This is a genomic window from Sphingomonas sp. PP-F2F-G114-C0414 (assembly GCF_003688595.1).
Taxonomy (GTDB): Bacteria; Pseudomonadota; Alphaproteobacteria; order Sphingomonadales; family Sphingomonadaceae; genus Sphingomonas.
In genome coordinates this window covers 503,152-525,347 of record NZ_RCWT01000010.1, presented here as the reverse complement: position 1 = coordinate 525,347, position 22,196 = coordinate 503,152, and the positions used below count along the sequence as shown (strand labels likewise).

The following is a 22,196-nucleotide window of genomic DNA, read 5'->3' as shown; positions in this document are numbered from 1 at the left end:
AGCGCCACCACCCCGGCGAAGGCCGGGGCCCAATTGGGAAGGTCGTAGTAACGGAACGCCGCCCTCCGTTAGCAACGTTCCCCACTTGGACCCCGGCCTCCGCCGGGGTGGTGCCGTTTAATCACGCCGCCGGCTTTTCTTTCGCCCAGATCGCATCAAGCTTCGCCTGATCACCGCCGCGCTGGCGAACGCGCAAGCCCTCGAGCTTCAGCGACCGACCCATCAAGGGCAAGCCGGCTTCGGTCTTCCAGATCACTTCATAGATGCCGCTCGCCGACCGGGTCGTGTCGCCATCAAAATATTGGACGCTAACCAGAACCGGCAACCGGCCTGCTCGGTTGTCCGCGCCGCCATCGGTCAACTTCAGAAGCGGTTTAGAGAACCAGGATTTGTCGATGACCGGTTCCGCCGGCGGCCGCTGCGGCGAGACGCCGAGCGCACGCGGGAACGTGATCGTCACGTCCTGAAGGTCATGTCGCGCATCCTTCAACAACAGCGTGTTGCCGCCATCCTGCACGATCGCCGACAGATCGATCTTCGTCCGCTCGCGTGCCGCACTCGATTGCGCCGCGAGCTTGTCCGCCTCGTTAGCACGGTGATCGGACCAGTTGGTCCACAGCGTCAACGCCGCGATCAGCACCCCCGCGACCGCCACCACTTCGGCCAGCGTCACCCAACGCCGCCGCGTCGCCGCAGCCTCGCGCCGTTCGGTCGGAGTCTCGGTGCTCATCGCCCGCCAGCCTCCAGCAAACGGGCAGGGGCGGCGAGTTCCCAACTCCGCGCGATCCTGTCCTCGACCAGCGCCCAGTCCGGATCGCCGGCAACATTCATCCCGACCCAGCCGGTCGCGCCGAGATAGGCCGGCCGCGAATACACCGCCGGATTCGCATCGATCAGCGTCGCCTGTTCATCGGTGCCGCTGGTCTTCACGCACACCATGGTCAATCCATCGCCGTGATGATCCGCCCGGAACTGCGCGAACTGCCTGTCGGCCACGAAGAAGGTCGGCTGGCCATGCGAAACCTTTTCCTCGGTCTCGGGCAACGCCAGCGCCGCCGCACGAACGCGGTCGAGGGGGGACAGATCGGTCATCGCGTCACGAACTCCGCCAAGGTCTTCGGGTACAAAGCATGTTCTGCCGCCAACACGCGCTCCGCAAGCGCGTCCGCATCGTCGCCGGGAAGGATCGGGACCTCGGCTTGGCCCAGCACCACGCCGCCATCGAGTTCCTCGGTCACGACGTGTACCGAACACCCGCCGACCGCATCGCCCGCCGCGATCGCCCGCGCATGCGTATCGAGGCCCTTGTACTTCGGCAGCAGCGAGGGATGGATGTTGACGATCCGGTCCCGCCACGCCGCGACGAACCCGTCCGACAGGAGTCGCATGTAGCCGGCGAGGGCAACGACCTCGACACCAGCCCCGCGCAACGCCGCATCGATAGCGGCCTCATAGGCCGGCTTGCCCAAACCTTTCGGCGAGAGCGCGAACGTCGCCAAGCCCTCCGACCGAGCCCAGTCGAGCCCGGCCGCGCCCGGCTTGTCCGACGCGACAAGCGCGATCTCGTACGGACACTCCGCCGCGCGCGACGCGCCGACCAGCGCCATCATGTTCGATCCGCGCCCGGAGATCAGCACGCCGACCCGCGTCTTGTCAGCCATGCGTCGCGGTCCAGTCCTGGCGCGCGCTCCACGTACCCGCCGACCCACGAACCGTGCAGCCATGCGCCCCAGTCTCGATTCGCCCAATCGTGAACACCGTCTCGTCCGCCGCTTCGAGAGCAGCGGTCACCGCCGCGGCCTCGTCGGCGCCGACGATCACGACCATCCCGATCCCACAGTTGAACGTCCGCGCCATCTCCTCCGGCTCGATTGCGCCTTGGGCTTGCAGGAACGCCAGCAACCGCGACTGCTCCCAGGCATTCGCGTCAACCACCGCATGCACGCCCTCTGGCAGCACGCGCGGGATATTCTCCAGCAGGCCACCTCCGGTAATATGTGCCAGTCCCTTGATCCGCCGCTCGCGCAGTAACGGCAGCAAGCTCGCCACATAGATGCGAGTCGGCGCCATCAGATGATCGATGAGCAACTTGTCCTGGTCGAACAGCGCCGGGCGATCGAGCTTCCAGCCGCGATCGGTCGCCAGCCGCCGAACCAGCGAGAACCCGTTCGAATGCACACCCGACGATGCCAGCCCGAGCATCACGTCGCCCACCGCGATCTCCCGCCCGGTCAGCACGTTTGTCCGCTCGACCGCACCGACGCAGAAGCCCGCCAGATCGTAATCGCCGTCCGCATACATGCCCGGCATCTCGGCAGTCTCGCCCCCGATCAGTGCGCAGCCAGCGGTCTTGCACCCCTCCGCGATCGAGGCGACGACGCGCTCGGCGACCACCGCATCGAGCTTCCCGCTCGCATAATAATCCAGGAAAAACAGCGGCTCGGCACCCTGCACGATCAGGTCGTTGACGCACATCGCGACGAGGTCGACGCCGACGCCTTCATGCCGATCCCACTCGATCGCCAGCTTCAGCTTGGTGCCGACGCCGTCGTTCGCCGCGACCAGCAAAGGATCGACGAACCCGGCCGCCTTGAGGTCGAACATCCCGCCGAACCCGCCGAGATCGGCATCCGCCCCCGGCCGCCGCGTCGAGCGCGCGAGCGGGGCGATCGCCCGCACCAGCGCGTTGCCCGCGGCGATCGAAACGCCCGCCTGAGCGTAGGTGTAAGGGCCCGAAGCGGGAGCGGCGGAGTCTGGCGTATCGGTCATGATCGGTGCTGCTAGCCACATCGCGCTTGGATTTCCACGTCTGCTTCGCCAAAAGGCCCGCGTGACGCGTATCAAAGCCCTTCCTGCCGCCCTCGCCGGCGCTGCCCTGCTATTGAGCGGCGGCACAGTGCTCGCGCAGATCGAAGGCGGCAGCCGAGGCGCAGCCCCGGTCGACAGCGGCAGCGCCTACGAGGTCAGTGGCGTCACGGTCGACGTCGCGGGCAAGACCGCCGACGCCGCGCGCTACGGCGGCTGGCGGCTCGCCCAGCGAAAAGCCTGGGTGCAATTATCAAACCGGCTCGGCGGCGGGGGCGGTCTCGTTTCCGACGGAACCCTTGATTCGCTAGTCTCCGGGATCGTCGTGGAGAACGAACAGATCGGCCCGCAGCGTTACATCGCCAAGCTCGGCGTGCTGTTCGATCGCGGCCGCGCCGGCTCGATCCTCGGCATCTCGACCTACGCCGATCGCTCGCAGCCGATGCTGACCATCCCGATCCAATATTCGGGTGGCGTCGGCCAGGCGTTCGAGCAGAGCACGCAGTGGCAGCAGGCCTGGGCGCGCTATCGCACCGGCAACAGCAGCATCGACTATGTCCGCCCATCAGGCTCCGGCCCCGATGCGCTGCTGCTCAACGTCGGCCAGACGCAGCGCCCCGGCCGCGGCTGGTGGCGGACGATCCTCGACCAATATGGCGCGAGCGATGTGCTGACCCCGGTCGTGAAGCTTTATCGCCAATGGCCCGGCGGCCCGGTGATAGGCGTGTTCGAAGCGCGCCACGGCCCCGACAACGAGCTGATCGGCAGCTTCACGCTGCGAGTCGGTACGCCCGACGGCATCGCGCAACTGCTCGACACCGGCGTGAAGCGGATCGACGACCTGTACCAGCAGGCCCGTCGCAACGGCTCGCTCCGCGTCGACTACAGCCTCTCGCCCCCACCGCCGCCCGAAGCCGCAACGATAGACGACCTGCCGACCGACGAGACCGCCGACGCCAACACCGCAGCGCTGACCGGCGGTGAAGGCATCTCCGTCATCGTCCAGTTCGACACGCCCGCAGCCACGGCCGTATCCGCGACCGAAGCCGCACTCCGCGCGATCCCCGGCGTCCGCTCGGCAGCCACGACCAGTCTCGCGCTCGGCGGCGTCTCGCTGATGCGCGTAGCCTATGACGGCGACCCTGCCGCGCTGAAGATCGCGCTGGAAGCCCGCGGCTATCAGGTATTCGGCTCCGGCCAGACGATCCGCATCCGCCGGGTCGCCCAACTTCTTCCGCCGGACTTGCCCGCGGACAATGCGACGACAGGGTGAGCGCGACCAAGATGACTCAAATTGCGCTGCCACTCGGGTGGCCGGCGGACCCTCGCGACGACGCCTTCCTCGTTACCCCCTCCAACTCGCGCGCCGTCCATACGCTGGAGCATACGGCCACTTGGCCCGTCATGACCGCCATCCTCACCGGCCCGCGCAAATCGGGCCGCAGCCTGCTCGCGCGGATCTTCGCGGCCAAGAGCGGAGGGACGATCATCGACGATGCCGAGCGCGTGCCGGAGGCGCAGCTGTTCCACGCCTGGAACCGCGCGCAGGAGGAGCACCGGCCGCTGCTGATCGTCGCCGATGCCGCGCCACCCGAATGGAAGGTGAAGCTCCCCGATCTCCGCTCGCGCCTCGCCGCCAGCCCGATCGCCGCGATCGGCGCGCCCGACGACGAACTCATGCGGCTGTTGCTGGCGCACCTGTTCGAGCGCCGCAGCCTCGATGCGCGGCCCGACCTGATCGACTGGCTCGCGACCAGAATCGAGCGCAGTCATATTACCGTAACGCGAACCGTCGATGCGCTCGATCAGGAGGCGATGGAACGTCGCAAGCGCTTGTCCATTCCTCTTGCACGAACCACACTCACCGAGGCCGGGTTGATCCTCCGGCCGCAACTCGCTCTCGACCTCCCGCTCTTCACGCCACCATAAGCTCCCAAGAGGCCCGATGAACCGTCCAGCCCATATCGTCCGCCAATCGGAAGACGACGACGATCCCATCGGCGCAGAGCCGAACGACCGGTTTTTCAACCGCGAGCTGTCCTGGCTGGCGTTCAACCGCCGCGTGCTGGAGGAGGCGTGTAACCCCGCGCACCCACTGCTCGAGCGGCTTCGCTTCCTGTCGATCTCGGGCTCCAACCTAGACGAGTTCTTCATGGTCCGCGTGGCCGGCTTGAAGGGGCAGCAGACGCAGGACGTTGATCGACGCTCGGCGGACGGGCTCACCGCAGGCCAGCAGCTGACCGCGATCGTCCGCGAGGCCGACGAACTGATGGCGAGCCAGCAGGCGGTGTGGGGCGACCTGCGCGTCTTGCTCGACGAGGCCGGACTGTTCGTCCTGCGCCGCGAGGCGGTCGAGGGCGAGGCCGACGAGTGGCTGGAAACGCATTTCCGCGATCAGATCTTCCCGATTCTGACCCCGCAGGCGCTCGACCCTGCGCATCCGTTCCCGTTCATCCCGAACCGCGGGCTGTCGGTAATCTTCGACCTCGTCCGGCGTTCGGATAACGAGCCGGTCCGCGAGCTGGTCATGCTCCCGCACACGATGACGCGCTTCGTCCGCCTGCCCGGCGAGCCCGCACGCTATATTTCGATCGAATCGATCCTGAAGCGGTTCGCGCCGGTCTTGTTCCCCGGCTACGAAGTCCTCGCCGCTGCCAGCTTCCGCGTCCTGCGCGACAGCGACATGGAGATCGAGGAGGAAGCCGAGGACCTCGTCCGCTACTTCGCCAACGCGATCAAGCGCCGCCGCCGCGGCCGCGTGATCCGTCTGGAACTCGAAACCGGTATCCCAGACGTCCTCGCCGCTGTCCTCAAGGACGAGCTGGGCGGTGCGGATGCGATCATCACCGAGAGCGGCAACCTGCTTGGCATCGTCGATCTCGACGGGCTGGTCGACGAGGATCGCCCCGACCTGAAGTTCCCGCCGTTCACGCCGCGCTTCCCCGAGCGGATCCGCGAATTTGGCGGCGACTGCTTCGCGGCGATCAAGGCAAAGGACATCGTCGTCCACCACCCGTACGAGACGTTCGAGGTGGTACTCGCCTTCCTGAAACAGGCGGCGAACGACCCGGATGTGGTGGCGATCAAGCAAACGCTTTACCGCGCCGGTAAACAGCCTGCGGTCATCAACGCGCTGATCACCGCGGCCGAGGCGGGCAAGTCCGTCACCGCGGTCGTCGAGCTGAAGGCACGGTTCGACGAAGAGCAGAACATGGTCTGGGCCTCCGCGCTGGAGCGCGCGGGCGTGCAGGTCGTCTACGGCTTCATCGACTGGAAGACGCACGCGAAGGTCTCGCTGGTCGTCCGCCGCGAGGGTCAGGCGTTCCGCACCTACTGCCATTTCGGCACGGGCAATTACCACCCGGTCACCGCGAAGATCTACACCGACCTCAGCTTCTTCACGGCCGACGCCGCGGTCGGGCGCGATGCAGCGCAGATGTTCAACTACATCACCGGCTACGTCGAACCGACCGACATGGCGCGCGTCAGCCTGAGCCCGCGTGACCTCCGCCAGAACCTGATGAACCTGATCGACGTCGAGATCGCCAACGCGCGCGCCGGCAAGCCCGCGGGCGTCTGGGCGAAGATGAACTCGCTGGTCGACCCCGCGGTGATCGAGAAGCTGTACGAGGCGAGCGGGGCAGGGGTGGAGATCGACCTCATCATCCGCGGCATCTGCTGCCTGCGCCCCGGCGTTCCCGGCCTGTCCGAGACGATCCGCGTGAAATCGGTGATCGGGCGGTTCCTCGAGCACAGCCGGATCTGGGCATTCGGCAACGGCAAGGCGCTCCCCAATGACGGTGCGAAGCTGTTCATCTCTTCGGCCGACTGGATGCCGCGCAACTTCGATCGCCGCGTCGAATACATGCTGCCGATCCTCAACCCGACCGTCCACGACCAGATCCTCGATCAGGTGATGGTCGCGAACCTGATCGACAACGAACAGAGTTGGGAGCTAGGCCCCGACGGCGAATACAGTCGCGTCGATCCCGGCGACCGCCCGTTCAACCTGCATCGGTATTTCATGACGAATCCTTCGCTCTCCGGTCGCGGCGCTTCGCTCGCGACCAGCAATGCCGTGCCGACGCTGTCGCTCCGCCGAAAACGATGAGCGTCACCAATATCCTGTTCGGCAATTCCCCACCCAAGGCCGAGACCGACGATCACCCGCGCACCGGGATCATCGACATCGGCTCGAACTCGATCCGTCTGGTTGTTTACCAAGGCCCGCCACGCCTGCCTGCGATCCGGTTCAACGAGAAGGTATTGGCGGGGCTCGGTCGTGGCCTCGCCGCGACTGGCGCGATCGAGAAGTCGGCGCTGAAGACGGCACGCGTCGCGCTGGCGCGGTTCGCGGCGGTGGCAAAGGAAATGGAATGCTCGACACTCCGCACGGTCGCGACGGCGGCGGTACGCGATGCAAAGAACGGCGGCGAACTCATTGCCGCGGCTGAACAACTCGGCCTGACCGTCGAGACGCTGTCGGGCGAACAGGAAGCCAGCGCGGCAGGCTATGGTGTCCTCTCCGCGATCCCCGAGGCGGATGGCATCGTTGGCGATCTCGGCGGCGGCAGTCTCGAACTCGTCCGCGTCCGCCGCGGCAAGATCGAGGACCGCGTCTCGTTCCCGCTCGGCGTTCTCCGCATCGGCCCGATCCGGGCCAAGCGCGGCAAGGTGCTAGCCCGCTACGTGGCACGCCTCGTGCGCGAAGCCGGTTGGACTGCGAAGGGGCAGGGGCTTCCACTCTATCTGGTCGGCGGATCGTGGCGCGCGCTGGCACGGCTCGACATGGAGCTGTCGGACTATCCGTTGCCGATCATCCACCAATATTCGATGACCGCGGCGACGATCACCCGGCTCAGCCGGACCATCCCGCAGCTTTCCAAGCCGCGCCTGAAAGCAATTCCGGGGCTGTCGTCGGGCCGCACGGCAACGCTCGCCGACGCCGCGGCATTGCTCGGCGTACTGATGCGCCAGCTTGGCAGCCGGACGACGATCGTATCCGCCTATGGCCTGCGCGAAGGCCTTCTCTACGAAGACCTGAAGCCCGCAGACCGAACGCTCGATCCGCTGATCGTCGCAGCACGCGAAGAGGGTCGCCTGCTCGGCCGCTTCCCCGAGCACGGTGATCTCCTCGACCGCTGGATAGCACCGCTGTTCACCACCGAGCCGCCCGCAATGGCCCGTATCCGCCACACGGCATGCCTCCTTGCTGACGTAGGCTGGCGCGCCAACCCCGAGTTCCGCGCCGAACGCGGCGTCGAGGTCGCGTTGCACGGCAACTGGGTCGCGATCGACGCACCGGGTCGCGGGATGCTGGCGCAGGCGCTCTACACGAGCCTAGGCGGCGATCTGGCGGCGGCAGACCCCGTAGGGCGGCTGGCGACCCCGGCCGCGCTGAAGAGTGCTACGGTCTGGGGCATGGCGATGAGGCTAGGCCAGAGGATGAGCGGGGGCCTAGCCGGGCCATTGAAGCGCTCGCGTCTCGCCGACGACGGCGTATCGCTCACGCTGACGCTGCGTCCGGACGATCGAGGCCTATACGGCGAGGCAGTAGAGCGTCGCCACGCAGCGCTAGCCGCCGCCCTGGGACGCAAACCTTTACTGGCTCTTGCTTAAATCCTCCCCCGCAGGGGGAGGATTTAAGCGAGCGAGTTTAGGCGCAAGTAAAGCGTTCGATCCGGCCCTTGGCGTCCACATAGACGTTCAGGCGATCGGCGCGGAAATCCATCGTCACCGCGGTATTCGGCGCGATCCAGCGGAGCGTGCGCGCACCCGACCGGGTCTGCATGACGTCCGCCCGAGCATCGCTAGCGCGCTTGCCCACGAGATCGCCGAGCGACGCTGGATTGCACGCCGCAGCAACCGGCGAAGCGGAAGGCGTCTCGCCGCGCATCTCGACCGGCGTGCACGCCGCCGAGGCAAGCAGTGCCGCAGCCAGAACGATCCTCATGCGGCATCCTCCGTACGGGTCATCTTCAGCTTCCCGCCGATCACTGCAAACGCCAGTCGCCCCTCGACCAGATCCAGTGCATCGCGGCCGAACTGATCGAACCGCCAGCCTTCGAGCATCGGTAGCCCGGTCCGCACACCCGCCGCCAGCGCTTCGAGTTCATCGGTGCGCGCTAGCAATTTCGACGCGACATCAATGTCTCGCGACCGAATCTTCAGCAGCAGCTTGAGCAGATCCGCCACCAGCGAACCCTCCTTGCCAAGCCCGGGCTTGCGATCGTCGCGCGGCGGCAATTCGTCGTCGCCAAGCGGTTGTGCTCCCTCGATCGCCGCCATCAAGCGACCACCGATGTCGTTACCAGCCCAGGTCGCCGAAAGCCCACGCACCCGCGCCAAGTCCGCCTGCTTCTTCGGCGGATGCCCGGCCATGTCGCCTAGCGTCTCGTCCTTGACGATCCGCCCGCGCGGCAGATCCTTCGCCTGCGCCTCCAGTTCACGCCACCGCGCCAGCGCCTTCAGCCGCCCCAGCACATCAGGCTTACGCCCCGAGATCCGCACCCGCTTCCACGCCAGATCAGGATCGTTCGCATAATTGGCGGTGTCGCCAAGCCGCTCCATCTCCTGATCGAGCCACACGCCGCGCCCGGTCTTGCGCAACCGCTCCAGCATCTTCGGGAAGATCTTCGAAAGATGCGTAACGTCGCCGATCGCATATTCGATCTGCCGCGCATCCAGAGGACGGCGCGCCCAGTCGGTGAACCGCGCACCCTTGTCGACCGCGATCCCGAGCCAGCTGTCGACCAGGTTCGAATAGCCGATCTGCTCGCCCTGGCCGAGCGCCATCGCCGCGACCTGTGTGTCGAACAGCGGGAAGGGGGTCTTGCCGGTGAGGTTGTAGACGATTTCGATGTCCTGCCCGCCGGCATGAACGACCTTCAGCACGTCGTGATTCTCGACCAGCAGGTCGAGCAGGGGCTTGAGGTCGATCCCCGGTGCCATCGGATCGATCGCGGCGGCTTCCTTGTCGTCGGCGATCTGGATCAGGCAAAGCTCAGGATAATAGGTGCTCTCGCGCATGAATTCGGTGTCGACGCACACATAGTCGGCGTCGGCCATGCGCGCGCACAGATTGGCGAGCGTGGCACTGTCGGAGATAAGCGGGTGGATATGCATGAGGTTTCCATAGCGAGGGTCGCCGAGGTTGACAAAGGCGGGTGATGAAGGGAAGCGCGGACCACCTGTTTATCGTCCGAGAAGACCCATCATGCACGCCTATCGCACCCACAACTGCGCCGCCCTCCGCCCCGAACAGGTCGGCGAAGAGGTCCGCGTCTCCGGCTGGGTTCACAAGAAGCGCGATCACGGCGACCTCGTCTTCATCGATCTGCGCGATCACTACGGCATCACGCAGATCGTCACCGACGTCAGCGGCCCGGTCTTCAAGGTCATCGAAGGTCTCAAGAGCGAGAGCGTCGTCACGATCACCGGCAAGGTGACCGCACGTGCGCCGGAGGCCGTGAACCCGAACCTGCCGACCGGCGGGATCGAGATCCGCGCGACCGCCGCGACCGTCCAGTCGATGGCCGGCGAGCTGCCGATGCCGGTCGCGGGCGAGGCCGAGTATCCCGAGGACATCCGCCTGCGCTATCGCTATCTCGACCTGCGTCGCGAGCGGCTGCACGCGAACATCATGCTCCGCAGCCAGGTGATCACGTCGCTGCGCAACCGCATGAACTCGCAGGGGTTCACCGAATTCCAGACGCCGATCCTGACCGCATCGTCGCCCGAAGGCGCGCGCGATTACCTGGTGCCGAGCCGCGTCCATCCGGGCAAGTTCTACGCGCTCCCGCAGGCGCCGCAAATGTTCAAGCAGCTGCTGATGGTCGCGGGCTTCGACCGCTATTTCCAGATCGCACCGTGCTTCCGCGACGAGGACGCACGCGCCGATCGTTCGCCCGGCGAATTCTACCAGCTCGATTTCGAGATGAGTTTCGTCACGCAGGACGACGTGTTCAATGCGATCGAGCCCGTGCTGCACGGCGTGTTCGAGGAGTTCGCCGACTGGCAGGGCAAGGGTCGTCAGGTCTCTGCCTTGCCGTTCAAGCGCATCCCCTACCGCGAATCGATGTTGAAGTACGGCAGTGACAAGCCCGACCTGCGTAACCCGATCCTAATCCACGACGTCGGCCATCATTTCGTCGATTCGGGCTTCGGCCTGTTTGCCGGCATCGTCGCCGGCGGTGACGTGGTTCGCGCGATCCCGGCGCCGAACACCGCCGATAAGAGCCGCAAATTCTTCACCGACATGAACGACTGGGCGCGCGCCGAGGGGCATGCCGGTCTCGGCTACATCACGCAGAAGAACGGTGAGCTCGGCGGCCCGATCGCCAAGAACCACGGCGAGGAAGCCACGCGGAAGCTGATCGCCGAGATGGGCCTTGGCCCGAACGACGGTATCTTCTTCGCCGCCGGCAAGGAGCTGCCCGCGTCGAAGCTCGCTGGCGCAGCGCGGGCGCGGATCGGTGCAGACCTCGGCCTGATCGACGAGAACCGGTTCGAGTTCTGCTGGATCGTCGACTTCCCGATGTTCGAATATGACGAGGACGCGAAGAAGGTCGATTTCAGCCACAACCCGTTCTCGATGCCGCAGGGCGAGATGGACGCGCTCGAGACCAAGGACCCCCTCGATATCCTCGCATATCAGTACGATATCGTCTGCAACGGCGTCGAGCTGTCGTCGGGCGCGATCCGGAACCATCGGCCGGAGATCATGTACAAGGCGTTCGAGATCGCCGGTTATACGCAGGCCGACGTCGACACGAACTTCGCCGGCATGATCAACGCGTTCAAGGTCGGCGCACCGCCGCATGGCGGCTCGGCACCGGGTATCGACCGGATGGTGATGCTGCTCGCGGGCGAGCCGAACATCCGCGAGGTCGTGCTGTTCCCGATGAACCAGAAGGCCGAGGACCTGATGATGGGCGCGCCGAGCCCGGTCAGCGCCAAGCAGCTGAAGGAACTCAACATCCGCCTGACGGTCGATGGTCCGAAGGACGCGACGAAAATGGTCTCGCCGAACGGAGGGTGACTTCTCCCTTTCCCTCGCCCCTACGGGGAGAGGGAAGGAGGAGCCGCTTGGCGACGGGAGGGTGAGGGGAGGTTGGTGCGCGCCAACTTCCCCTCACCCTCCCACCCGCAAACGCGGCCGGGCCCCTCCCTCTCCCCGGAGGGGCGAGGGAAAGACGTTATACACTCTACCGCTTTCCCCACCCAGTTAACCATGCAAATACCCTGCGCGATAAGGGGTTGGCATGCGCGACGATCAGATGACACCGGCGCCAAGCCTCGTCCGCAGCCTCGGCGTCACGGGCGTCCTGTTCCTCACCCTCTCAGTCGCGACCCCGGCATCGTCGGTGTTCGTCATCGTCCCCGGCATGCTCCAGGTCGCCGGCACCGGCGCAGTCTGGGCAACGCTGATCGCCGGTTTCGTCTGCGTCGCGACCGCGTTCGTCTATGCCGAACTCTCCTCCGCCTGGCCGGTCGCAGGCGGTGAGTATGTCGCGGTCGCGCATACGCTCGGGCCGATGGCGGGGTTCGTCATGCTCGGCGTCAACGTCTTCAACAACCTGCTCTTCCCGCCGGTCGCAGGGCTGGGCGTCAGCGCGGTGCTCGGCACGTTCGTCCCCGGCCTGCCGCAGATCCCCATCGCGATCGCCGTGGTCGCAGGGTCGACGTTGGTCGCGATCCTCCAGATCAAGGTGAACGCCTGGCTCACCGGGCTCTTCCTGCTGGTCGAGATGCTGGCGATCGTCGCGGTCGTCTGGCTCGGGTTCGCCGATATCGTCCGCCCGATCGGCGACCTGCTCCTCCACCCGGTAATGCCGCAAGGAGCCAATCTCGTCCCCGCATCCGCCGCCTCGATCGGCCTCGCCACCTCGATCGCGATCTTCGCGCTCAACGGCTACGGTGCCGCGGTCTACTTCGGCGAGGAGATGCTCGACGCCCCCCGGCTGATCGCGCGCGCGATCATGGCGTCGCTCGCGCTGACGCTGCTGTTCGAAGGCATCCCGATCGTCGCCGTCCTCGTCGGCGCACCGGACCTTCACGCCACGCTCACCGCCAACGACCCGTTCGGCCTTCTCGTCACCCTCCGCAGCGGCACCACGACGGCGAACTGGATCTCGATCGGCGTCGTCGTCGCGATCGTCAACGCGGTGATCGCCTGCATCCTCGCCTGCGCGCGCTTCTTCTACGGCACCGCGCGCGACGGGAGCTGGGGGCGTCCGCTCGATCGGTGGATGACGCAGGTCCACCCGAAATTCGGCTCCCCCTGGGTCGGCACGCTGCTGGTCGGCGGCTTCGGGATCGTCGCGTGCTTCCTGCCGCTCCAGTTGCTGCTGGTGCTCAGCGGCACCGGCCTCGTCGCGATCTACGCGGGCATCTGCGTCGCGGCGATGGTCGGCAGGCGCACCGGCAAGACCGCTCACGCACCCTACCAGATGCCGCTCTACCCACTCGCTCCGGTCGTAACACTGCTCGCGCTCGGCTATGTATGCTGGACGAGCTGGCTCGATCTCGAGGAGGGGCGCCCCGGCCTGATCATGACGGCCGCGCAGATCCTGCTGTCGATCGCCTATTATTGGTTCGTCCTGCGTCGTCGCGGCGCCTGGAACGTTCAGATCCCGACCCTTGCGACGGAGCGTGATGCATGACGATACACCTGGCCGACCACGAAGCCGGCGACGAGTACGATGGCAAGTACAAGCATGACCTCGCCGCGCTGCAAAAGCGGCTCGAGCACATCCAGGTCGCGCACATCGTCGCGGGCAAGAGCGCGATCTTGATGTTCGAGGGTTGGGACGCGGCGGGGAAGGGCGGCATCATCCAGCGTCTCTCCGCCGAATGGGACCCGCGCAACTACAAGGTCTGGCCGATCTCGGCGCCGACCACGGACGAGAAGGCGCACCATTTCCTCTGGCGGTTCTGGAACCGACTACCGGCCGATGGCAACATCGCGATCTTCGACCGTAGCTGGTACGGTCGCGTCCTGGTCGAGCGCGTCGAGCAGTTCGCCAGCGAGACCGAATGGCGCCACGGCTATGACGAGATCAACGCGTTCGAGGCGCAGCAGGTCGAGAGCGGTACTACCCTCATCAAGCTGTTCATCCACACCACGCAGAAGGAGCAGGATCGGCGATTGAAGGCGCGGCTCGACGATCCGTGGAAGCACTGGAAGACCGGGCTCGACGATTTCCACAACCGGTCGCGCCGCGAGGAGTATCTGGAGGCGATGGCCGAGATGTTCGCGCGCACTGATACCGCGACCGCGCCCTGGACGGTGATCGACGGAAACGACAAGAAGGCGGCCCGAATCGCCGCGCTGACGCTAATCGCGGACCGCCTCGAAGCGGGGGTTTCGATGGTGCCGCCACCGCTCGACCCGAAGGTCAAGCGCGTGGCGGAGAAGGCGTTAGGCCTTCGCTGACGCGTTAGGCTTTCGCGGATTTGGCCTCTGGTGCATCGGCCTGGATGAACTCGTCGTCCGCGTTGAGCAGCAGCATCTGGCCCTTGTCGATGCCGAAATAGGCACCGCGGAGCGCCAGCGTGCCGGCGGCCTCGGCCCTTCTGACGAACGGGAAGGTGCGCAGATTGGCGATCGAGGTTCGAACGGACTCGAGTTCCATCTCACGGCCCGCCTGGTCGCTGTCGCCATACTTGGCGATGACCTTCTCGCGCGCGCCGTCGAGCAAGCTCACCCAGTCAGACACGAAGCCGCCAGCGCCATGGTCCGCGTCGGCAAAGGCCTGCGTCAGCGCGGCCTTGCAGCCGCCGCACTTCTCATGGCCCATCACGACGATCTCTTCGACCTTCAGCTGCGTAACGGCGAACTCGATGGCCGCCGACACGCCGTGATGGCCGCCACCGGTCTCGTAGGGCGGGACCAGATTGGCGACGTTGCGGACGACGAACACCTCGCCGGGCAGCGTATCGAAAATCTGCGCGGGTTCGACGCGGCTGTCGGAGCAGGCGATGATCATCACCTTGGGGCTCTGGCCGTCCTTCAGTTCCTTCCAGCGCTCGCGCTGCGCTTCCCAGGGGCCGTCCTTGAAGCGGTGATAGCCTTCGATCATTTCCGGAAAGTGAGTTGGCACGGTTAGCCTTCCATATCAGTTTGCGATGCAACATGACAAACCTGTCATGTTGGAACTGGTTCCATGATTTTATCCGGTTCGTCCGATGGTTCCAACCCGCCGACATGGCCCGCCACCATTGTCTCAGCGGCAGGGCGGGGCTATCTGGCGTGCATGAACGACATGACCCCGATGGTTGCACCGGTCCGTGCGCGCAAGCCCGACTGGATCCGCGTCAAGGCGCCGACCTCCGCTGGCTTCGCGAAAACGCGTGAGCTCATGCGGTCCAAAAGCCTCACGACGGTGTGCGAAGAGGCGGCGTGCCCGAATATCGGCGAATGCTGGTCGAAGAAGCATGCGACGGTCATGATCCTCGGCGACACCTGCACGCGGGCGTGCGCGTTCTGCAACGTCAAGACCGGCATGCCGCGCGCAGTGGATCGCATGGAGCCGCAGAACGTCGCCGACGCGGCCGCGCAGATGGGGCTCAACCACATCGTCATCACCTCGGTCGATCGTGATGACCTCCCCGATGGCGGTGCGTCGCAGTTCGTGAAGGTGATCCAGGCGATCCGTGCGTCGAACCCGACGACGACGATCGAGATCCTCACGCCCGATTTCCGCAACAAGGCGCAAGCGGCGATCGAGTCGATCGTCGAGGCGCGTCCCGATGTCTACAATCATAATCTCGAGACGGTGCCGCGGCTGTATCCGACGATCCGCCCGGGTGCGCGCTACTATGCATCGCTGCGGCTGCTGGAAAGCGTGAAGCGCCACGACCCGTCGATCTTCACCAAGTCCGGCGTGATGCTCGGGCTCGGCGAGGAGCGTTTGGAGATCCATCAGGTGATGGACGACATGCGCTGCGCCGACGTCGATTTCCTGACGATGGGCCAGTATCTCCAGCCCACGCCGCGCCATGCTAAGGTCGCCGAGTTCGTGCCGCCTAAGGCGTTCGACGCCTATGCCTCGATCGCCCGCGCGAAGGGCTTCCTGCTGGTCGCATCGTCGCCGCTGACGCGGTCGAGCTATCACGCGGGTGACGACTTCGAGCGGTTGCGCGCGAACCGTGACATCAAGCTGGGCGTCGCGCGCATCTGATGCCGAAGCATTCGGAAACGCGCCATTTGCCCTACACGCCTGAGCAGATGTTCGACTTGGTCGCCGATGTCGGTCGCTATGCCGAATTCCTGCCCTGGGTCAGCGCGATGCGGGTGCGCTCGAACAGCGATACGGAGACGCTCGCCGACATGATCGTCGGCTTCAAAGGCCTGCGCGAGACGTTCACGTCGCGCGTGCAGAAGCTCCGGCCGAGCGAACTCAACGTCGATTATGTCGATGGCCCGCTCAAGTATCTGCGCAACGAGTGGCATTTCCGTCCCGAGCCGCAGGGCTGCGCAGTCGACTTCACCGTCGACTTCGCGTTCAAGAACCGGATGTTCGAGATGATCGCCGGGCAGGTGTTCGGCGCTGCACTGCGGAAGATGATCGGCGCGTTCGAAACGCGTGCTGCTGAACTCTACGGTGCGGAAGCGTCCGGCAACAAGAGTTCGAGTGCGCACAACGCGGCCTGAAGTCGGATACCGCCGCGACCGAGATCGCCAAAGTCCTTGCGGTCGGCGTGAACGTCGGACGGGTCGCGACCCTTCTCGGCGCGACCGAACACGACGGTGCCGACTGGCTTCTTGAGCGATCCGCCACCGGGGCCCGCCACGCCGGTTATCGCCACAGCGATGTCGGCACCGGATTGCTTGAGCGCGGCCTGCGCCATGCTCCAGGCGACCGCGATCGAGACCGCGCCGAACGTTTCGAGCACGTCGGAACTGATCTTCAGCACGCCGAGCTTAGCGGCGTTAGAATAGGTAACGAAGCCGACCTCGAACACGTCTGACGAGCCGGGGATCTCGGTCAGTGCAGCCGCGACCAGCCCGCCGGTGCAGCTCTCGGCGACCGCGACCCTGCGGCCGATCTCGCGGTTCTGCTCGACCACTTTGCGCGCGGCGTCGACCAGTTCGGCGGGAAGGATCGTATCCATCAGCGAGTCTCCACCGGGCAGAGCAGCATCGCCACCGCGGCAATATCACCGCTGCGCGACTTCTGGGATTTGAGGTACCGCAACGTCTCGACGACGATGCCCGCGGTGTTACGCGGTGGCAAGGGCTGGAGCAGCGTCACCATCCGGTCGATCGTCCCGCAATCGCGCGTCGCGATCCGCCCGACGATCTGCGGCACCAGCAACGTCGTCAGCAGCGGGCGTGCAAACTCCGAATCGAGCAGCGCGTCAACGGCGGGATCGCTGAGCTTGACGATCGCCGCGCGCGCCGCGGGCCAAGCCCGGTCGGACTCGACCTGATACCGGTCGATCAGCGCACTCGACTGCGACCGGATCAGACTGGCAGCAGGAAGCTGGGCCGCGCAAACGCGCCCGGTTTCGCGGAGGATGTCAGGCATCGCGACGAGCGTCAGTGATTCGGCCTCGGGCCCGGTGATGCAGCGCTGTTGCGCTACCGCCGGGCTGGCAAGGAGCGCGATCGCGGCAAACGCGGCAGCGATCTTCAAAGCGGTGATCCGGGCAACCGAATGGTCGCAACGGCCTGCGCAGCAATGCCTTCGCCGCGCCCGGTGAAGCCAAGTCGTTCGGTCGTGGTCGCCTTGACGCTGACCCGGTCGAGCGTGAGCCCGAGCAGGTCGGCGATCCGTGCGGTCATCGATGCACGATGCGGGCCGATCTTCGGCGCCTCGCACATGATCGTCAGGTCGACGAAATCGATCCGGCCACGCTTGTCGGCGATCAGCTTGGCGGCGTGCTGGAGGAACTGCGCGGAGTCGGCGCCCTTCCACTGCGGGTCGCTCGGCGGGAAATGCGTGCCGATATCGCCCGCCGCTATCGTCCCGAGCAACGCGTCGGTCAGCGCGTGGAGCGCGACGTCGGCGTCGCTATGCCCCGACAGGCCCTTGTCGTGCGGGATCAGGATGCCACCGAGCCAGAGCTCCTCGCCGGTTTCGAGGCGGTGGACGTCGAACCCCATCGCGGTGCGGGTTTCGTAGGCGACGCGCGCTTCGGCGGCCGCGAAATCTTCTGGGTGCGTGACTTTCTCGAGCATCGCCGAGCCCTGCACCAACGCGACGCCGACGCCAAGCCGTCGCACCATCTGCGCGTCGTCGGTCGCCTCTTCGTCCACCGGCCAAACGGCATGCGCGGCGCGCAGTGCCTCCACGGCGAACGCCTGGGGAGTCTGCACTCGGTTGAGGTCCGCGCGTGGCACGATGTCGCCGAGCAGGACGCTGCCACGGGCAAGCGTATCGGTCACCGGCAGCACCGGAACGGCCGCGTCGCGTGTCTTCAAGGCGGCAACGAGCGAATCGATGACCGCATGCGACAGGAAGGGGCGGGCGGCGTCGTGGATCAATACGTGCGTCGCATCGCCGACCGCCGCTAGGCCGTTGGTAACCGACTCGCGCCGCGTCGCACCGCCAACCACGATCGCCGCGTCCCCCAACGCTGCGATCACGGAGGCCTGCTGGCCCTCGGCGACGACGACAATCGTCTCGGCGATCGCCGGATGCGTCGCGAACGCCCCATAGGAATAGCCGATCATCGGCCGACCGGCGATCGGCGCGAACTGCTTGGGAACCGATCCACCCGCGCGCGCGCCAGTTCCGGCGGCGACGATGATCGCGACGATACGCTGTGCTGATGCCATGCCTGCCACCTAGCGCGTCGTCCGTGCGCTCGCCAGCCTTGCCTGAATTGGCGGGGTAGGGTAGGGGGATGCCTCTTTTTCAGGCACATCCATGCGCAACCTTGCCCCTATCCAGATCGGTCCCGTCCGGATCGAAAGCCCCGTCGTGCTCGCGCCGATGACCGGCGTCACCGACATGCCGTTCCGCACGCTGGTGCGACGCTATGGCTCGGGCCTCAACGTCACCGAGATGGTCGCCAGCCAGGCGGCGATCCGCGAGACGCGCCAGTCGTTGCAGAAGGCGGCATGGGATCGGCTCGAGGAGCCGGTATCGATGCAGCTGATCGGCTGCACACCTTACGAGATGGGCGAGGCCGCCAAGCTCAGCCAGGATCGCGGCGCGGCGATCATTGACATCAACATGGGCTGCCCCGTGCGGAAAGTCGTCAACGGCGATGCGGGCTCGGCGCTGATGCGCGACACCAAGCTCGCCAGCGCGATCATCGAGGCGACGGTCAAGGCCGTCGACGTGCCCGTGACGCTGAAGATGCGGATGGGCTGGTGCCATGACAGCCTCAACGCGCCCGATCTCGCCCGCATCGCGGAAGACCTCGGCATCAAGCTGATCACCGTCCACGGCCGCACGCGCAACCAGATGTACAAGGGCAGCGCCGACTGGGGCTTCGTCCGCAAGGTCAAGGACGCGGTCAGCGTGCCGGTGATCGTCAACGGCGACATCTGCACCATCGAGGACGCCGAAGCGGCGATGGACCAGTCGGGCGCGGACGGCCTGATGATCGGCCGCGGCAGCTACGGTCGCCCGTGGGTGCTCGGCCAGGTGATGGAGTGGTTCGCCACCGGCCGCCGCATCGAAGACCCGTCGATCACCGAGCAATATGACGCGATCGCAGGCCATTACGAGGCGATGCTCGAGCATTACGGGATCGAGACCGGCGTCAACATGGCGCGGAAACATATCGGCTGGTACACCAAGGGGCTGCCCGGTTCGGCCGAGTTCCGCAACAAGGTGAACCAGGTGCCGGACCCGAAACAGGTTAAGGCGATGCTGGCCGAGTTCTACGCTCCCTGGCGCGAACTTGCAGCGGCCTGATACGCAATTGCGGGGGCGGCCAGGCTTTGCGGAGCTGTTCGCCGCGCTCCCGGTCGCGGTCGTCGTCGTCGATCCCGACCACCGTGTCGCGCACGCCAATGCGCTCGCCGAGCAATTGCTGAACCTCTCCGAGCGGTTGATGATCGGCCAACCGCTCGATGCGATCATCCCGCCGCCCGACGATCCGCGTAACCGCGACGGTCACGGCCTGGCGGTCTACGACACCGAGATATCGACCGCACGCGGCGTGAAGATCCGCGTCGATTTCGCCGAGACGCAGATCGCCGACTATCCCGGCTGGCGAGCTATCACGCTCCACGCCGCGGCGACGTCTCGGCGACTGGGGCATTCAGCAGATCGTGCTGCCGGGGCGAGAGCGGCGGTCGGTGCGGCCGCGATGCTCGCCCACGAGATCAAGAACCCGCTATCGGGCATCCGCGGTGCCGCGCAGTTGCTCGGCGCGGGCGAACTCACCACGCTGATCGTCACCGAGGTCGACCGCATCGCCGCGTTGATCGACCGCATGCAGGACTTCAGCGACACGCGACCGCTGCCGCTCGCCAGCGAGAACATCTATCCGCTGCTCGGCCACGCACGCCGGCTCGCGCTAGCAGGGTTTGCGCGCGGCATCGCGATCGAGGAACGCTTCGATCCCTCGCTTCCGCCGGCGCAGATCAACCGCGACGCCCTGCTTCAGATCGTCATAAACCTGCTCAAGAACGCGCGCGAAGCCGTTAGAAACGAACGCGAACCGCGGCTGGTGATGACGACCGCTTACCGTCACGGCATCACCGTCAGCGCCGCGCCGGGCAAGCCGCGCGTGCCGCTGCCAATCGAGATCTGCATCTTCGATAACGGCCCGGGCGCGCCCGCCGACATCGCCGATCACCTGTTCGATCCGTTCGTGTCGGGTCGTCGCGAAGGGCAGGGGCTTGGTCTCGCGCTCGTCGACAAGCTCACCCGAGACATGGGCGGCATCGTCCAATACGCCCGGGAAGGTACGCCGGAAATGACTGTCCTCCGCCTGTTGCTCCCCAGAGCGGCATCATGAGCACCGTCCTGGTCGTCGATGACGACGCCGCGATCCGCACCGTCGTCGCGCAGGCCCTCCGTCGCGCAGGCCACGACGTCACCGTCGCCGACAGCCTGGCGCAACTCGAACGCGCGCTCGCCGCGTCTCTGCCCGATGTCCTCATCACCGACGTCATCCTCCCCGACGGCGACGGCATCGATCACGTCCGCAGCGTCGCCGCGCGCTTCCCGCTGCTGCCGATCATTGTCCTCTCCGCACAGAACACGCTGACCACCGCGGTCCGCGCGGCCGAGGTCGGCGCGTACGAATACCTCCCCAAGCCGTTCGACCTCGACGTCCTGACCAGCGCCGTGACGGGCGCGCTCGCTCGCGGCGGTATGGTGTCGGAGGACGCGCTCCACGACGAGGACCGCGCGCTCCCGCTCATCGGTCGCTCGGCAGCGATGCAGGACGTGTACCGGATCATCGCGCGCGTCGTCTCGAACGACCTGACCGTGCTGATCTCGGGCGAATCAGGCACCGGTAAGGAACTCGTGGCACGCGCGATCCATGATCTGGGCCCCCGTAGCGCAGCCCCGTTCGTCGCGATCAACATGGCGGCGATCCCGCGCGAACTCATCGAGGCCGAACTGTTCGGACACGAACGCGGCGCCTTCACCGGCGCGGCGACGCGCAATGCTGGTCGGTTCGAACAGGCGTCGGGCGGCACGTTGTTCCTCGACGAGATCGGCGACATGCCGATGGAGGCGCAGACCCGCCTGCTCCGCGTGCTTCAGTCGGGCGAGTTCACCAGCGTCGGCGGTGCTCGGACGATCCGCGTCGACGTCCGCATCGTCGCCGCGACCAATCGCGACTTGTCCGCGCAGGTCGCGACCGGCCAGTTCCGCGAAGACCTGTTCTACCGCCTCAACGTCGTGCCGATCGCGCTGCCCGCGCTACGCGAACGCCGCCAGGATATTGCCTTGCTCGCGCGCCACTTCCTCGATCACGCCGCGATCCAGGGATTGCCGCGTCGTCAGCTTGCCACCGACGCGATCACCGCGCTCGGTGCGCATGCCTGGCCCGGCAACGTTCGCGAGCTCGAGAACCTCATGCGCCGGCTCGCGGTTCTCGTGCGCGACGAGGTGATCGACGCCGAGGCGATCCGGACCATGCTCGGCACGCAGGTCGATGCGAGCGAGGCGCCCGATATCGACATCGCGCAGGCGGTCCGCGCGATGATCGAGCGGATCGCACGCCAGGATCCCGCTGCGCTTGACGATGGCACCCTGTACGACCGCGTGATCGGTGAAGTCGAACGGCCGCTGATCGAGGTGATGCTCGCGCGCCACGGCCAGAATCAGCTCCGCGCGGCCCGCGCGCTGGGGATCAATCGGAACACGCTCCGCAAGCGGCTCGACACGCTGGGGATCGATCTCGGCGGTGAATCGGTCGCCTGATTGCACCGAAACGGCAATCTTCCAGTCATTATGTGGTTTAAA

Annotated in this window: 22 protein-coding genes; 12 read left to right on the top strand and 10 right to left on the bottom strand. The window is 66.2% G+C overall.

Annotated features, from left to right (window positions below):
• Positions 1-121: 121 nt before the first annotated feature.
• Genes C8J47_RS07365 through purM form a run of 4 tightly spaced genes read right to left on the bottom strand, consistent with a single transcriptional unit; the run spans position 122 to position 2,769 of the window.
• Complete coding sequence (locus C8J47_RS07365) at positions 122-730, bottom strand: hypothetical protein (protein ID WP_121885098.1); 609 nt, start codon at positions 728-730, stop codon at positions 122-124.
• Positions 727-1,092: an MmcQ/YjbR family DNA-binding protein gene (locus C8J47_RS07360; RefSeq protein WP_121885097.1), complete on the bottom strand. Its 366-nt coding sequence runs from the start codon at positions 1,090-1,092 to the stop codon at positions 727-729. Before C8J47_RS07360 ends, C8J47_RS07365 begins: the two co-directional genes overlap by 4 nt.
• Positions 1,089-1,661, bottom strand: coding sequence for a phosphoribosylglycinamide formyltransferase (gene purN / locus C8J47_RS07355; RefSeq protein ID WP_121885096.1), 573 nt, complete (start codon positions 1,659-1,661; stop codon positions 1,089-1,091). The genes C8J47_RS07360 and purN overlap by 4 nt, the downstream gene beginning before the upstream one ends.
• Complete coding sequence (gene purM, locus C8J47_RS07350) at positions 1,654-2,769, bottom strand: phosphoribosylformylglycinamidine cyclo-ligase (RefSeq protein ID WP_121885390.1); 1,116 nt, start codon at positions 2,767-2,769, stop codon at positions 1,654-1,656. Before purM ends, purN begins: the two co-directional genes overlap by 8 nt.
• Here purM and C8J47_RS07345 point away from each other — a divergent pair.
• The 4 genes from C8J47_RS07345 to C8J47_RS07330 are packed head-to-tail and all read left to right on the top strand — an operon-like array spanning position 2,768 to position 8,424.
• Entirely contained in the window at positions 2,768-4,078 is a 1,311-nt protein-coding gene (locus tag C8J47_RS07345; RefSeq protein ID WP_404969253.1) for a heavy-metal-associated domain-containing protein, read from the top strand. The genes purM and C8J47_RS07345 overlap by 2 nt on opposite strands.
• A gap of 11 nt (positions 4,079-4,089) precedes the next feature.
• Positions 4,090-4,734, top strand: a complete 645-nt coding sequence (locus tag C8J47_RS07340) for an HdaA/DnaA family protein (protein ID WP_056050416.1) — start codon at positions 4,090-4,092, stop codon at positions 4,732-4,734.
• A 16-nt stretch (positions 4,735-4,750) separates the two neighbouring features.
• Positions 4,751-6,916 (top strand): RNA degradosome polyphosphate kinase, encoded by a 2,166-nt coding sequence (locus tag C8J47_RS07335; protein ID WP_056481892.1) that lies wholly within the window; start codon positions 4,751-4,753, stop codon positions 6,914-6,916.
• Positions 6,913-8,424 (top strand): Ppx/GppA family phosphatase, encoded by a 1,512-nt coding sequence (locus tag C8J47_RS07330; RefSeq protein WP_121885094.1) that lies wholly within the window; start codon positions 6,913-6,915, stop codon positions 8,422-8,424. Before C8J47_RS07335 ends, C8J47_RS07330 begins: the two co-directional genes overlap by 4 nt.
• A 37-nt stretch (positions 8,425-8,461) precedes the next feature.
• Here C8J47_RS07330 and C8J47_RS07325 read toward each other — a convergent pair whose 3' ends face one another.
• Together C8J47_RS07325 and rnd are read right to left on the bottom strand one after the other, a co-directional pair.
• Positions 8,462-8,758 carry an I78 family peptidase inhibitor gene (locus C8J47_RS07325; protein ID WP_121885093.1) on the bottom strand — a complete coding sequence of 99 codons (297 nt, stop codon included), beginning with the start codon at positions 8,756-8,758 and terminating at the stop codon, positions 8,462-8,464.
• On the bottom strand, positions 8,755-9,930 hold the full coding sequence (rnd, locus tag C8J47_RS07320; protein ID WP_056048878.1) for a ribonuclease D: 1,176 nt from the start codon (positions 9,928-9,930) through the stop codon (positions 8,755-8,757). The genes C8J47_RS07325 and rnd overlap by 4 nt, the downstream gene beginning before the upstream one ends.
• Positions 9,931-10,021: 91 nt before the next feature.
• Here rnd and aspS point away from each other — a divergent pair, with 91 nt between their 5' ends.
• The 3 genes from aspS (at position 10,022) to C8J47_RS07305 (ending at position 14,242) form a co-directional block, all read left to right on the top strand.
• Positions 10,022-11,845 carry an aspartate--tRNA ligase gene (gene aspS, locus C8J47_RS07315; protein WP_183129043.1) on the top strand — a complete coding sequence of 608 codons (1,824 nt, stop codon included), beginning with the start codon at positions 10,022-10,024 and terminating at the stop codon, positions 11,843-11,845.
• Between the two features lie 223 nt (positions 11,846-12,068).
• Positions 12,069-13,469: an APC family permease gene (locus tag C8J47_RS07310; RefSeq protein ID WP_121885092.1), complete on the top strand. Its 1,401-nt coding sequence runs from the start codon at positions 12,069-12,071 to the stop codon at positions 13,467-13,469.
• On the top strand, positions 13,466-14,242 hold the full coding sequence (locus C8J47_RS07305) for a polyphosphate kinase 2 family protein (protein ID WP_121885091.1): 777 nt from the start codon (positions 13,466-13,468) through the stop codon (positions 14,240-14,242). The genes C8J47_RS07310 and C8J47_RS07305 overlap by 4 nt, the downstream gene beginning before the upstream one ends.
• A 4-nt stretch (positions 14,243-14,246) precedes the next feature.
• On the opposite strand, the gene C8J47_RS07300 is transcribed toward C8J47_RS07305, so the two are convergent.
• Positions 14,247-14,888 (bottom strand): carbonic anhydrase, encoded by a 642-nt coding sequence (locus C8J47_RS07300; protein WP_121885090.1) that lies wholly within the window; start codon positions 14,886-14,888, stop codon positions 14,247-14,249.
• A 174-nt stretch (positions 14,889-15,062) separates the two neighbouring features.
• Between C8J47_RS07300 and lipA the strand changes: the two genes are divergently transcribed.
• A complete protein-coding gene (lipA, locus tag C8J47_RS07295) occupies positions 15,063-15,989 on the top strand; it encodes a lipoyl synthase (RefSeq protein WP_121885089.1) in 927 nt (308 codons plus the stop codon).
• On the top strand, positions 15,989-16,462 hold the full coding sequence (locus tag C8J47_RS07290; protein ID WP_121885088.1) for a type II toxin-antitoxin system RatA family toxin: 474 nt from the start codon (positions 15,989-15,991) through the stop codon (positions 16,460-16,462). Before lipA ends, C8J47_RS07290 begins: the two co-directional genes overlap by 1 nt.
• On the opposite strand, the gene C8J47_RS07285 is transcribed toward C8J47_RS07290, so the two are convergent.
• The 3 genes from C8J47_RS07285 to C8J47_RS07275 are packed head-to-tail and all read right to left on the bottom strand — an operon-like array spanning position 16,408 to position 18,592.
• On the bottom strand, positions 16,408-16,923 hold the full coding sequence (locus C8J47_RS07285) for a CinA family protein (protein WP_121885087.1): 516 nt from the start codon (positions 16,921-16,923) through the stop codon (positions 16,408-16,410). The two genes, C8J47_RS07290 and C8J47_RS07285, sit on opposite strands and share 55 nt — an antisense overlap.
• A complete protein-coding gene (locus tag C8J47_RS07280) occupies positions 16,923-17,447 on the bottom strand; it encodes a hypothetical protein (protein WP_121885086.1) in 525 nt (174 codons plus the stop codon). Before C8J47_RS07280 ends, C8J47_RS07285 begins: the two co-directional genes overlap by 1 nt.
• A complete protein-coding gene (locus C8J47_RS07275; protein ID WP_121885085.1) occupies positions 17,444-18,592 on the bottom strand; it encodes a bifunctional 2-C-methyl-D-erythritol 4-phosphate cytidylyltransferase/2-C-methyl-D-erythritol 2,4-cyclodiphosphate synthase in 1,149 nt (382 codons plus the stop codon). Before C8J47_RS07275 ends, C8J47_RS07280 begins: the two co-directional genes overlap by 4 nt.
• A gap of 91 nt (positions 18,593-18,683) precedes the next feature.
• Between C8J47_RS07275 and dusB the strand changes: the two genes are divergently transcribed.
• From dusB to ntrC, 3 genes are read left to right on the top strand one after another with little or no spacing between them, the layout of a single operon-like run.
• Positions 18,684-19,682, top strand: coding sequence for a tRNA dihydrouridine synthase DusB (gene dusB / locus C8J47_RS07270; RefSeq protein WP_121885084.1), 999 nt, complete (start codon positions 18,684-18,686; stop codon positions 19,680-19,682).
• 7 nt (positions 19,683-19,689) lie between these two features.
• A complete protein-coding gene (locus C8J47_RS07265; RefSeq protein ID WP_121885388.1) occupies positions 19,690-20,733 on the top strand; it encodes a nitrogen regulation protein NR(II) in 1,044 nt (347 codons plus the stop codon).
• Positions 20,730-22,154, top strand: a complete 1,425-nt coding sequence (gene ntrC, locus C8J47_RS07260) for a nitrogen regulation protein NR(I) (RefSeq protein WP_121885083.1) — start codon at positions 20,730-20,732, stop codon at positions 22,152-22,154. Before C8J47_RS07265 ends, ntrC begins: the two co-directional genes overlap by 4 nt.
• Positions 22,155-22,196: the final 42 nt, after the last annotated feature.

Excerpts from the sequence above, each read along its gene's own strand:
- C8J47_RS07285 (WP_121885087.1), bottom strand. The coding sequence starts at position 16,923 with ATGGATACGATCCTTCCCGCCGAACTGGTCGACGCCGCGCGCAAAGTG.
- C8J47_RS07365 (WP_121885098.1), bottom strand. The coding sequence starts at position 730 with ATGAGCACCGAGACTCCGACCGAACGGCGCGAGGCTGCGGCGACGCGG.
- lipA (WP_121885089.1), top strand. The coding sequence starts at position 15,063 with ATGAACGACATGACCCCGATGGTTGCACCGGTCCGTGCGCGCAAGCCC.
- C8J47_RS07325 (WP_121885093.1), bottom strand. The coding sequence starts at position 8,758 with ATGAGGATCGTTCTGGCTGCGGCACTGCTTGCCTCGGCGGCGTGCACG.
- dusB (WP_121885084.1), top strand. The coding sequence starts at position 18,684 with ATGCGCAACCTTGCCCCTATCCAGATCGGTCCCGTCCGGATCGAAAGC.
- C8J47_RS07275 (WP_121885085.1), bottom strand. The coding sequence starts at position 18,592 with ATGGCATCAGCACAGCGTATCGTCGCGATCATCGTCGCCGCCGGAACT.
- rnd (WP_056048878.1), bottom strand. The coding sequence starts at position 9,930 with ATGCATATCCACCCGCTTATCTCCGACAGTGCCACGCTCGCCAATCTG.
- C8J47_RS07310 (WP_121885092.1), top strand. The coding sequence starts at position 12,069 with ATGCGCGACGATCAGATGACACCGGCGCCAAGCCTCGTCCGCAGCCTC.
- C8J47_RS07300 (WP_121885090.1), bottom strand. The coding sequence starts at position 14,888 with ATGATCGAAGGCTATCACCGCTTCAAGGACGGCCCCTGGGAAGCGCAG.
- C8J47_RS07305 (WP_121885091.1), top strand. The coding sequence starts at position 13,466 with ATGACGATACACCTGGCCGACCACGAAGCCGGCGACGAGTACGATGGC.
- C8J47_RS07345 (WP_404969253.1), top strand. The coding sequence starts at position 2,768 with ATGATCGGTGCTGCTAGCCACATCGCGCTTGGATTTCCACGTCTGCTT.
- C8J47_RS07335 (WP_056481892.1), top strand. The coding sequence starts at position 4,751 with ATGAACCGTCCAGCCCATATCGTCCGCCAATCGGAAGACGACGACGAT.
- aspS (WP_183129043.1), top strand. The coding sequence starts at position 10,022 with ATGCACGCCTATCGCACCCACAACTGCGCCGCCCTCCGCCCCGAACAG.
- purN (WP_121885096.1), bottom strand. The coding sequence starts at position 1,661 with ATGGCTGACAAGACGCGGGTCGGCGTGCTGATCTCCGGGCGCGGATCG.
- C8J47_RS07340 (WP_056050416.1), top strand. The coding sequence starts at position 4,090 with ATGACTCAAATTGCGCTGCCACTCGGGTGGCCGGCGGACCCTCGCGAC.
- C8J47_RS07360 (WP_121885097.1), bottom strand. The coding sequence starts at position 1,092 with ATGACCGATCTGTCCCCCCTCGACCGCGTTCGTGCGGCGGCGCTGGCG.
- C8J47_RS07330 (WP_121885094.1), top strand. The coding sequence starts at position 6,913 with ATGAGCGTCACCAATATCCTGTTCGGCAATTCCCCACCCAAGGCCGAG.
- ntrC (WP_121885083.1), top strand. The coding sequence starts at position 20,730 with ATGAGCACCGTCCTGGTCGTCGATGACGACGCCGCGATCCGCACCGTC.
- C8J47_RS07290 (WP_121885088.1), top strand. The coding sequence starts at position 15,989 with ATGCCGAAGCATTCGGAAACGCGCCATTTGCCCTACACGCCTGAGCAG.
- purM (WP_121885390.1), bottom strand. The coding sequence starts at position 2,769 with ATGACCGATACGCCAGACTCCGCCGCTCCCGCTTCGGGCCCTTACACC.